Origin of the sequence: Protofrankia sp. Cr2 (assembly GCF_963555885.1) — a bacterium.
GTDB lineage: Bacteria > Actinomycetota > Actinomycetes > Frankiales > Frankiaceae > Protofrankia.
In genome coordinates this window covers 21,708-32,845 of record NZ_CAUVXG010000052.1, presented here as the reverse complement: position 1 = coordinate 32,845, position 11,138 = coordinate 21,708, and the positions used below count along the sequence as shown (strand labels likewise).

The 11,138-nt window shown below is 67.2% G+C and carries 9 protein-coding genes, 1 tRNA gene and 1 pseudogene; 7 read left to right on the top strand and 4 right to left on the bottom strand.

Going from position 1 to position 11,138, the window contains the following annotated elements; genetic code table 11:
* Positions 1-519, top strand: a pseudogene (locus tag U9978_RS19345) (hypothetical protein); the annotation flags it as partial.
* A gap of 126 nt (positions 520-645) precedes the next feature.
* Positions 646-1,458: a crotonase/enoyl-CoA hydratase family protein gene (locus U9978_RS19340; RefSeq protein ID WP_416211049.1), complete on the top strand. Its 813-nt coding sequence runs from the start codon at positions 646-648 to the stop codon at positions 1,456-1,458.
* Positions 1,459-1,489: 31 nt separating this feature from the next.
* Here U9978_RS19340 and U9978_RS19335 read toward each other — a convergent pair whose 3' ends face one another.
* Positions 1,490-2,704, bottom strand: coding sequence for an acetyl-CoA C-acetyltransferase (locus U9978_RS19335; protein WP_322762541.1), 1,215 nt, complete (start codon positions 2,702-2,704; stop codon positions 1,490-1,492).
* A 368-nt stretch (positions 2,705-3,072) separates the two neighbouring features.
* Between U9978_RS19335 and U9978_RS19330 the strand changes: the two genes are divergently transcribed.
* On the top strand, positions 3,073-4,227 hold the full coding sequence (locus U9978_RS19330) for an acyl-CoA dehydrogenase family protein (protein WP_322762540.1): 1,155 nt from the start codon (positions 3,073-3,075) through the stop codon (positions 4,225-4,227).
* Positions 4,228-4,272: 45 nt separating this feature from the next.
* Here U9978_RS19330 and U9978_RS19325 read toward each other — a convergent pair whose 3' ends face one another.
* Entirely contained in the window at positions 4,273-5,373 is a 1,101-nt protein-coding gene (locus U9978_RS19325; protein ID WP_322762539.1) for a magnesium transporter CorA family protein, read from the bottom strand.
* A gap of 189 nt (positions 5,374-5,562) precedes the next feature.
* Here U9978_RS19325 and U9978_RS19320 point away from each other — a divergent pair, with 189 nt between their 5' ends.
* Together U9978_RS19320 and U9978_RS19315 are read left to right on the top strand one after the other, a co-directional pair.
* Positions 5,563-6,312, top strand: coding sequence for a metallophosphoesterase family protein (locus U9978_RS19320; protein ID WP_322762538.1), 750 nt, complete (start codon positions 5,563-5,565; stop codon positions 6,310-6,312).
* Between the two features lie 165 nt (positions 6,313-6,477).
* Positions 6,478-7,572, top strand: coding sequence for a regulatory iron-sulfur-containing complex subunit RicT (locus tag U9978_RS19315; protein WP_322762537.1), 1,095 nt, complete (start codon positions 6,478-6,480; stop codon positions 7,570-7,572).
* Positions 7,573-7,655: 83 nt separating this feature from the next.
* Here U9978_RS19315 and U9978_RS19310 read toward each other — a convergent pair whose 3' ends face one another.
* A complete protein-coding gene (locus tag U9978_RS19310; RefSeq protein ID WP_322747734.1) occupies positions 7,656-8,381 on the bottom strand; it encodes a response regulator transcription factor in 726 nt (241 codons plus the stop codon).
* Positions 8,382-8,698: 317 nt separating this feature from the next.
* Between U9978_RS19310 and U9978_RS19305 the strand changes: the two genes are divergently transcribed.
* A tRNA-Thr gene (locus U9978_RS19305) sits at positions 8,699-8,770 on the top strand.
* A gap of 195 nt (positions 8,771-8,965) precedes the next feature.
* Here the strand turns inward: U9978_RS19305 and U9978_RS19300 are convergent.
* Positions 8,966-9,547 (bottom strand): inorganic diphosphatase, encoded by a 582-nt coding sequence (locus tag U9978_RS19300; protein ID WP_416211048.1) that lies wholly within the window; start codon positions 9,545-9,547, stop codon positions 8,966-8,968.
* Positions 9,548-9,808: 261 nt separating this feature from the next.
* Between U9978_RS19300 and dacB the strand changes: the two genes are divergently transcribed.
* The coding region (gene dacB / locus U9978_RS19295; RefSeq protein WP_322762546.1) for a D-alanyl-D-alanine carboxypeptidase/D-alanyl-D-alanine-endopeptidase at positions 9,809-11,138 on the top strand (1,330 nt) is incomplete at its 3' end.

The following is an 11,138-nucleotide window of genomic DNA, read 5'->3' as shown; positions in this document are numbered from 1 at the left end:
ACCCCCGATCGACCGACCACTGCGCTGCCGACCACCCCGCTCACCGTGGCCGTCCAGAACCCGACTGCTGGCGCCATCGCCGGATCCGGAGCAGGCAACGGTGGCGGCGCAGGCGGTGCCGCCGGTTCCGGTCACTCGCCCGCCACGCAACGGTCCTCAGCGGCGCCCGCGCCGACGTCGCGGACCTACGACATGCCTTCGGGCTTCCCGGGTTCCTGGTCTGGAAGCGTGAGCCAGCCCGGATCAGCAACGTACACAGTGAAGATTTCGCTTACCAACGGTGACCTCGGAGACAACGTCGGACGGGCCTCCTACCCGGAACTCGGTTGTGTGGCGGACCTGTTCTTCACCGACGTGGCAGGTTCGACGATCCGGGTGCAGGGCAAGCTCATCGTGAACTCCTACAACAACTGCGTGGCGGCAACGCTCGACCTCACGCTGCGCTCGAGCTCATCGATGGACTACCTGGCCCAGTCGCCGGGCTTCGCCGGCAGTGCGAACGCCGTCCTCTACCGATGATCTTTGCGGGTGCACCGAACCGCATCGCTACCCGGGCTGCAGTGATCAACATAGGAGAGTCCCATCAGTCGCGAACAGATCAGCCTGGAACCGTACGTGTTCACCGATCCACCTACGCAACCGCTGATGTCGCTACGGGTCGAGCGTCGCGGCCCGATCGTTCAGGTCACGCTTGTCGGCCCGGGCAAGGGCAATGCCATGGGCCCGCACTTCTGGCGCGAGGTTCCGCTGGTATTCGCCGCGCTAGACGCCGACGACAGCGTTCGCGCCGTGGTGGTCACCGGCTCCGGTGACAACTTCTGCTACGGCCTGGACCTGCGGACCATGCTCGGGGAGGTCATCGGACCGACCAGGGACGACGGCGGTCTCGCTCGCGGGCGCACCCTGCTGTTGCACAAACTGCGGTCCATGCAGGATGCGCTCACCACGGTCGCGGCCTGCCGCAAGGCCGTCGCCGCCGCGATCAGCGGCTGGTGCATCGGCGGCGGGGTCGACCTGGTGGCTGCCTGCGACGTCCGGTATGCCAGCGCCGAGGCGAGGTTCAGCGTGCGAGAGGTGAAGGCCGGCATGGTCGCCGACGTGGGTAGCCTGCAACGCCTACCCGCCATCATCGGGGACGGCCACCTGCGGGAACTCGCCCTGACGGGCAGGGATATCAACGCGGCCCGCGCCGAGCGGATCGGGCTGGTCAACGACGTCCTACCGGACCCGGCCGCCGCGCTCGCCGCCGCCCATGCCTTCGCCGAGGAGATCGCGGCCAACCCGCCGCTGGTCGTCGCGGGTGTCAAGGACGTTCTGGACGCCGCCCGTAGCCCCGTGGTCGAGACCGGCCTGCGCTACGTCCGGGCCTGGAACGCCGCATTCATGCCATCTCATGATCTTTTCGAGGCTGCCAGTGCGTTCAACGAACGCCGCCCACCGCGGTTCACCGGCGGCTAGGGCAGGGCAGGGCAGCGCCGACCGGAAGACGTCAGACGATCCGCTCCACCACCGCTGCGATGCCCTGGCCGCCACCGATGCACATCGTCTCCAGACCGTAACGGACGCCTCGCCGGTGCATCTCGTTCAACAGGGTCGCCAGAATGCGCACGCCCGTCGCGCCGACCGGGTGCCCAAGGGAGATGCCCGACCCGTTCACGTTCAGCCGGTCGAAGTCAGCCGGAGCGAACGCCCACTCCCGGGTCACCGCCAGCACCTGGGCGGCGAACGCCTCATTGCACTCGATCAGATCGATGTCGGCGAGTTTGAGGCCGGCCCGGTCCAGCGCCCGCGCGGTCGCGGGAACCGGCCCGATTCCCATCGTCCGCGGCGGTACCCCGGCGACCGCCCACGACACGATGCGTCCGAGCGGACGCAGCCCGAGCTGCTCTGCCCGCTCACGATGGGTGACCAGACAGACGGCCGCGGCGTCGTTCTGGCCGCTGGCGTTACCAGCGGTGACTGTTGCCTCCGGGTCGCTGCGCGCCATCATCGGCCGCAGGGCGGCCAGCCGCTCCAGGCTCGAATCCGCACGTGGGTGCTCGTCGGTGTCGACGAGGACGGTGCCCTTCTTGCGGTCGGTGACGGCCACGGGCACGATCTCGTCGGCGAAGTAGCCGGCCTGCTGCGCCGCGACCGCCCGCTGATGTGACCGCAACGCGAGCTCATCCTGCTCGGTACGGGAAATTCCGTACTCGCGGCGGAGGTTCTCCGCGGTCTCCAGCATTCCGCCCGGTACCGGGTGGTCCTTCCCACCCGCGGTGACCCGGCCACGCGCCAGCCGGTCGACGAGGTCGACACTCGGCTTCCTCGTCCCCCACCGGATCCCGGTCGTGTAGAACTCCGCCTGACTCATACTCTCGGCCCCACCGGCCAGGACGAGGTCTGCCACGCCGGTCTGCACCTGCATGCCGGCGAACAGCACGGCCTGCAGGCCAGAACCACAGCGGCGGTCGAGTTGCAGGCCCGGCACCTCGATCGGGAGGCCGGCGTCGAGGGCGGCGACCCGTCCGATCGCCGGTGCCTCCCCGTTCGGGTAGCACTGGCCGAACACCACGTCGTCGATCGCGTCCGCCGGCACACCGGTCCGCTCGACCAGTGCCCGGATCACGGTGGCGGCAAGCTCTGTGGCGGGGGTATCGGTGAAGACGCCCCCGAAACCACCGACCGGCGTACGCAGCGGCGAACAGATCACGGCGTCAAGCATTCGTCATGCTCCTCACAGTCGGTGGGGGCGGGGCCGATTCGACGGAGTTCACCCATACCGGATCATCGCTGGTCACGTGCGCCGGCGCACGCGGTCGCGCCGGATGGTTGACCCATGCATCAGTAGAGTTATCGTGTATATCATCGATCTGATCGTATGCGCAGCACCGCCGGTCACCGGCCCCACCCGGTAGCGCTCCAAGGACTGCGGCCTGCGGGCGCGCGATCTGACGATCGTCGCGTGCCCTTTGGCCATCTAGAGATAATAGGCGGCCTCCGGGCGCGCGATCTGACGATCGTCGCGCGCCCTTTGGCCATCTAGAGACCGTGAACCGAAGTTGAGATCCCGAACCCTGCGGAGGTAACAGCATGGATGCGGCGGACTTCTCCGAGATCCTGACGACCGTGCGGACGTTCATCCGCGATCGTGTCGTACCGGTCGAGAACGAGATCGACGAGAAGGACGAGGTTCCGCTCGACATCCGGGACGCCACCAAGGAGATGGGCCTGTGGGGCTTTGCCATCCCGGCGGAGTACGGCGGCCTCGGGCTGTCCATGAGCGAAGAGGCGCGGCTCGTCTTCGAGCTCGGGTACACGACGCCCGCGTTGCGGTCGATGTTCGGTACCAACAACGGCATCGCCGGGCATGTGATCATTGAGGGCGGCACCGAGGAGCAGAAACGGCACTGGCTGCCGCTGCTGGCCTCCGGTGAGGTGACCGCTTCGTTCGGGCTCACCGAGGCCGACGCCGGTTCGGACCCGTCCACCCTGACCACCAGCGCCTACCGCGACGGTGACGAATGGGTGATCAGCGGTGCCAAACGGTACATCACCAACGCCCCGATCGCCGACGCCATCTTCGTGTTCGCCCGCACGAACCCCGACGTGCCGGCGACCCGTGGCATCTCCAACTTCATCGTGCCCAAGGGCTCACCGGGGCTCACGATCGGACCGCGGGACCACAAGATGGGCCAGGCCGGTGCGTGGAGCTCGGACGTCTACCTCGACGAGGTACGCGTTCCCCACACCCACCTCGTCGGCGGGGACACCGGCGAGGGGTACGGCTTCGCGACCGCCATGCGCTGCCTGGCCCACGGCCGCATCCACATCGCCGCGCTGTGCGTGGGGCTCGCACAGCGGCTGGTGGACGAGTCGGTGTCCTGGGCCGCACAGCGACACCAGGGCGGCCGGCCGATCGGGGACTACCAGCTTGTCCAGGGCATGATCGCCGATTCGGTGACCGACCTGTACGCCGGCCGCGCGCTGGTGGTCGAGACCGCACGAGCCTTTGACGCCGGCGCCGACACCAAGGTCGGGCCGTCCGCGACGAAGTACTTCTGCAGCGAGATGGTCTGCCGGGTCGCCGACCGGGCGGTCCAGATTCACGGCGGCGCGGGCTACATCAGAGGAGTCCCGGTCGAGCGTTTCTACCGGGACGCGAGGCTTTTCCGGATCTACGAAGGCACCTCGCAGATCCAGCAGTTGATCATAGCGCGGCACCTGCTGCGCGAGGCGTCCAAGTAGCCCGAGGCGTCCAAGTAGCCGGTTCCTGAACCGGAACGGAACCGGCTACAGCCATCCCCGCCGCCGGAAGGCGAGGTAGAGCCCGCTCGCGCATCCGAGAAGAATGACCAGACTGACGAGGAAACCCCACTCGCTACCGAATCCGGGATACGGGACGTTCTGACCGTAGAACCCGGTGACGGCGGTCGGCACCGCTATCACCGCGGCCCAGCCGGTCAGCTTCTTCATGATGACGTTCAGGCGGTTGCTCTGGATGGTCAGGTTGGTCTCCAGGATCGTCGTGACGAGATCGCGAAGGCTCTCCGTCCATTCGGTCGCCCGCAGCACGTGGTCATAGACGTCCTGAAGGTAGGGGAGCATCGCCTCATCGATGATCCGAAGATCCCGGCGCATCAGGGTGTTGACGACCTCTCGCATCGGCAACACGTCGCGGCGCAGGAGGACCAGACTCTTGCGGATCTCGAAACTGCGCCGCTGGACCAGGACGTCGTCCGGAGTGTCCGCGAACAGCAGATCCTCCAGCTTGTCGATCTCCGCATCCAGCTCCTGCACGGTGTCGAAATAGCCGTCGACCAGATAATCGATCAGACCGTGCAGCAGGAAGCCGACCCCGTGCACCGCAAGATCGGCATTCACGTCCCAGTGCCGGACGACCGCGTCGATGTCGAAGCCCTCGTCGCCGCGGACCGTCACCAGTACCCACGGTGTGACGAACGCGGATATCTCGTGCGCGGCCAGCGCACCGGTGCCCAGATCCAACCCCACTGAATAGGCGTTGAGGAACAGGTGGGTGCGGTAACGGTCGACCTTCGGCCGCTCGCCGGGGCTGACCGCGTCCTCAAGGGCCAGCGGGTCGAGCTTGAGCAGGCGGGCGATGGTATGGAGGCCGGCGTGATCCGGCGCGCACAGATCGAGCCACACGACCGTACCCGGCCGCTCCAGATGCTCACCGACCGCCGAAACCGGAAACCCGGAAGCCTCCAGCACACCCGCGCGGTAGGCCCGGGTGTGCGGTGGGGACGATCCGATCGCGCTGTCGGGATGCTCGTGCACGTCAACCATGCACCCGTCTGCGCCATCACCCCAGACCGGGCCATCGCTCCAGTCCGCGACGTCGCCGAACACCGCATCCTGCTCGTTGACCACTACAGGCCGTCCCTTCGGGCCGTTAGCACTCCGGAGACTGCGGCCTCCAGGCGTGCGATCTGACGAACATCGCACGCCCTTTGGCCATCTGGACGCGCACACCCTCGTGGGAGCGAACCTGTTGGCGTGCACCGTCGCGTCGTAGTGTCCCTCTGGACGACCGGGCGGCGCTCACGGAAAGATGGTCACATGGTCACGATCGCGGCAGTAGGCGACCTACACATCGAAGCCGGAGCCGGGCCGAGGTTGCGGACGCTGTTCGAACGGGCCGCGGACGAGGCAGACGTGTTCCTGCTCGCCGGTGATCTGACCGAGGGCGGTGAACTCGCCCAGGCTGACGCCGTCTGCGAGGTGTTCGGCGGCCTTGACCTACCCGTGATCGCCGTGCTCGGCAACCACGACCACCACGACGGCAGACAAGCCACCATCACCGAGATGCTGTCCCGGGCCGGGGTGACCGTTCTCGACGGATCTACCGTGACCGTGCCCAGCGACGGGACGACTGTCGGTATCGCAGGCGCCAAAGGCTTCGCCGGTGGCTTCACCGGACGCAGCGCGAAAAGTTTCGGCGAGGATGAGATGAAGTCCTTCGCCCGCCACGGTGAACAATGCGCGCAGACCTTATGCGCCGCGCTGGCAGAACTTGACACCCAGTGGCGGATCGTGCTTACCCACTATGCCCCCGTGCCGGACACGCTGGACGGCGAACCGCTCGAGCTTTTCCCCTTCCTCGGCAGCCATCATCTGGGCGCAGCCATCGACTCATCCGCCGTGCCCGTCGCACTCGCCGTCCATGGACATGCCCACTACGGCCGCGAACGGGGGCTCACTCCGGGTGGGACGCCGGTTCGCAACGTCGCCACCCCTGTGATCGCGGTTCCCTATGCGCTCTACCGGCTGCCCGCCAAGCCTGGCATGGACGTCGTCCGGCTGCGCTGACACGATGCATGACACGCTTGGGCGCAGATCGGTCGACCTGAGTCATCCGTACACCCACGTCGTCGCACCCGCCCGGCGTAGTCTGATGACACGGCGGCGTCCCGTCGCGGCGACCCCGCGCGGCCCGGAGGGTAACCATAACAGGTCGAGGGCGGTGCGGACGGTATGCCAATGATGTGCGCCGTAACCTTTTCCCCGCGTGGACGGCTTTTCTACGCCGACCCCGGGCAATATTCACCGAAGATCGGCGACATGGTCCTCCTCCCGACCGATGCCGGGCCGGAGGTCGCCGAATGCATGTGGGCACCGCAGTGGGTCAGCGAGGACATCGGCGGACTGCCGGTTCTCGTGGGGATGGCGCAGACCCCCGACATCGAACGGCGCGCGGTCTCCCGCCGTCGCCGGGCCGAGGCACGGGTCGCCGCAAAACGGCTGATCCGTGAGCATGAGCTACCCATGAAAGTCGTCGGAGTCGACTACATCGAGACCGACAGCATGTTCACCATCTACTTCAGTGCCGACCATCGAGTCGATTTCCGAGCGCTCGTACGCGATCTCGCCCGAACGCTGGGAGCCCGCATCGACCTGCGCCAGCTTTCCGCCCGGGACAGCGCCCGCATCCAGGGCGGGATCGGCTCCTGCGGGCGTGACCTGTGCTGCGCCACGTTCCTCACGGACTTCGAACCAGTCACCATACGCATGGCCAAGGATCAAGATCTTCCATTGAATCCCATGAAGATCAGTGGTGCCTGTGGCCGGCTGATGTGCTGTCTGCGGTATGAGCACCCGCTTTACGAGCAGTTCAAGGCGGAAGTCCCAGCCGTAGGCGCCCAGGTGAGTACCCCTGACGGCGATGGGCGGGTCGTTGCCCACGATGTACCGCGTGACCAGATCACGGTCAAGCTGGACGCAGGCGGCGGACGATGCGCGTGCAGCCGGGCAAGTGTCTGCGGTTCACGCAAGGCCTATGACGCGGCTTACTCGGGGCCGGACACCACAGCGGGGCCCGACAGCATGGCCGCGCCGGACGGTAGCGCCGATGCGCAGACAGGCAGCTCTCCCGCGGACCGCCCGGTTACCGACCGTTCCGTTACCGTCAGCTCACTTGGTCACAGCGCAGCCGGCAGCATCGTCACGAGCGTCGGGACGCAACCCATGACGCCGGTTCCGGCGGCTGTGTCACCGGACAACGCCCGAACCCGCCGCCGCCTGCGCCGGCAGGTAACCCACTCCCAGCACGACCCCGACGTATCCTCGTAACGAGGAGTCACCGGGGCGGCAACCAAAGGTAACTTGTCATTACTTTTCGGCGCCGCGACAGGCCCCGCCCCCGGAGTCAGGGATCAGGGATCGAAGCGGTATCCCATACCGCGCAGGGTGGTGACCAGTCGACGTTGCGGCGGCCGCCCCTCGACCTTGGTTCGTACCCGGCGAACATGTTCGGTCACGGTAGCCGGATCCTGGAAACGCGTGCCCCAGACCTGCTCCAGCAACTCCTCACGGCTGAAGACCCGGCGGGGGTGACTGGCGAGGAAGGCAAGCAGCTCGTACTCACGCGCTGTCAGATCAATACGCTCGCCCGCAACCGCGACTTCACGCGCACGCAGGTCAATGGAGACGTCGCCATACACGAGCGGGTCGTTCCCGTCCCCGGTGCGCTGCGGCGGCGGCTCCACCGGACGCCGGCGCAGCCGTGCCCGCACGCGTGCGACGAGTTCCCGAAGCGAGTACGGCTTGACCACATAGTCGTCCGCGCCGAGTTCCAGGCCGACGACACGGTCGACCTCCTCGGCCCGTCCGGTCAACATGATCACCGGTACTTCGCTGGTCTGTCGCAGCCGGCTCAGGACGGCAAATCCGTCCATCCGCGGCATCGCGACGTCGAGCACGACGAGGTCGACCTCGGTGGTCTGGAAAAGCTTGAGCGCGGCCTCTCCGTCTGCCGCCTCCAGCACTCGATACCCGAACCGTTCAAGGCTGCGGGCAAGCGCAACTCGAGAAGCTTCGTCATCCTCGGCGATGAGTAGAGAAGCCCCCCTCGTTGCTGTTGCAGTTGCGTCCCCGGTCATGGTCGAAACCCTACGCACGCTCTCCGGAACCGCTGCGAGCGGGGTGGCGGGCGCGTCCTGAACTCGAGATTCCAACACATTTCTGTAACGAAATAATTACATGCCGTCAACAAATAGCCATCAGAAACACACTGGATCAGCGCCCGAGCCGATCTTCCAGATCTCGGTGGCTGCACAACGTGGAACCGGCGCGTCGGCGGGTCGTCTACTCACCGGCACCCGCGGACCGGCACCCGCGGTCGCACACCGATGCCGCCCACCGCCAGCCCAGAGAGACCGACGTGGTCTGGCATACTCAAGATGCAGGCCAGCACCATGCCGGAGTAGCTCAGTGGCAGAGCAATCGCCTCGTAAGCGATAGGTCGCGGGTTCAATCCCCGCCTCCGGCTCAGACCCCCTCTGACCAGGGCGTGACCCAGTTAACATGGATCATCGACCGGTAGCTCACCGGTCGACCATCCAGGCAGGGATCAGCCGGACTCGCGGTTACTGATCGCGGTCGTGGTGGTGAATCAGTGAAGATCCCTCACCACGACCGCGCTGCGCGGCTCCCACCGGTGCGTCACGACCGCGTCAGGCGTGCCTCACGCGGACTTCACCTCCGCCGCTGGATCTTCGGCGGCCTCGGGCTTGTACTCGTCGTGCTGGTGATCCGTCGGGGTGGCCGATTCCTTCTCGCGCAGGACCGAGGCGAGGATCTCCCGCTCCGCTTCGGTCCTGCCGACCCAGGACGCACCTTCGACCGACTTGCCCGGTTCAAGATCCTTATAGACCTCGAAGAAGTGCTGGATCTCCAGCCGGTCGAACTCGGGCAGGTGTCTGATGTCACGCAGGTGCTCTTGGCGGACGTCCGCGACCGGCACACACAGCACCTTGTCGTCCGGGCCTTTCTCGTCGCTCATCTGGAACATGCCGATTGTGCGGCATCGCACCAGGCAGCCCGGGAACGTCGGCTCCTCCAGCAGGACGAGCGCGTCCAGAGGATCACCGTCCCGGCCCAGCGTACCCTCGATGAACCCGTAGTCCGAGGGATAATGAGTGGACGTGAACAGCATCCGGTCGAGCCGGATACGTCCGGTGTGGTGATCCATCTCGTACTTGTTGCGTTGCCCCTTCGGGATCTCGATGGTCACATCGAACTCGAGGTCCACACCGTCCCCTGTCATGTCGGTGGGCGCATCCCGTCCGGAGCGCCCGCGTGTTCTGTACTTGTTACCAGTGTCCCCAGCTACGACCGCAGCCCAGGACCGCGACGAATCGATCATGTAAAATCAAACATTCGCCGCTTACCTGGTGCCGACGGACGGGGTGACCCCGCGGTGAAGTCTCCCGACCTCGATCGGTTGCGGGGTCTGTCCGGGATATTCCCCGTGCAGGTGATGCGACTCGGATTCACCCGACGTAGTCTCGCGCATGTGGCCCCTGGGATGGCGGGTCGGGTCGGCGGACTGACCGCCATCGCCGGAGCACTGATCGCCGGCCAGCTGTCCGTCGCTCCGGTGCAACGACCGGAGGTCGCCCACACCGGCTCCCGACCGGCGGCAGTCCCCTTCGCGGCGCTGGATTCGGCAGCGCGGGCCGCCGACCCCGCCGCCCTGGGCGCCCGGCTCGCCGGTCCGCTTGCGAGCCCCGCGCTGGGCAACCCGGCGGGGCTGGTGGTGGACGCGCTGACCGGAGCCGTGCTGCTGGATCGCCGCTCCGACCTGCCGACGGCACCGGCGTCCACCTTGAAGACCGTGGTGGCCGCGGCCGCGCTGACCACCTTCGGCCCACGGGAAACCCTTACGACCCGGGTCTTCTACAGTCCACCCGCCACCGCGGATGGTGCTGCGACCATCGTCGGCGGCGGCGGGACCCTGTGGCTGGTGGGTGCGGGCGATCCGACACTGACCGCAGCCGCCGGACCCACCGTCTACCCCTCTTTCGCACGCCTGTCGGACCTCGCCGCACAGGTACGTGAGACCGGCGTCACCCATGTCGACCGTGTGGTCGCAGACCAGACACTGTTCACCGGACCGCCCATCGCTGAGGGCTGGCGCGACAGCTATGTGACCGACGGCAACGTCACACCGGTCTCCGCGCTCGAGGTGGACGGTGGTCGCAGCGCCGCGGGCGCGACCGGCCCGCGCACGAACTCGCCGGCGATGGCCGCCGCCAACGCCTTCGCGGCGGCGCTGCGCCGTTCCGGAGTGCAGGTTAACTCGACCGAAATCGGCGCCCTGCCAGCCACCGGCGTCGCCCAGCCTGGCGCACGGCAGGTTGCCGCCGTCCAGAGTCCGCCGATCCCGTTGTTGGTCGAGCGAATGCTCACCTACTCCGACAACGACCTCGCCGAGAACCTCGGCCGGCTGGTGGCACACGCCCGCGGCCTGCCGACTTCGTTCGCCGGTGCCACCAGCGCGGTACTCGACGTCCTGCGGGAACTGGGCGTGCCGACGGCCGGAACCTACCTTGCGGACACGAGCGGTCTGTCAACGTCCAACCGGATTGCCCCGGCCACGCTCGTGGCACTGTTGCGGACGGCCGTCCTGCCCGGGCACCCAGCGCTGCGAACACTGATCACAGGGCTCCCGGTGGCCGGGTTCTCCGGGACGCTGAACGACCGCTACGACTCGGCCGACACCCGAGCCGGTGCCGGCGACGTGCGGGCGAAGACCGGCAGCCTGCGGATCGTGACAAGCCTTGTCGGCCAGGTCGTGGACAGTGACGGCCGGCTCCTGTTGTTCGGCTTCTTCGCCCCGGTGGAAGAGGGCGGGG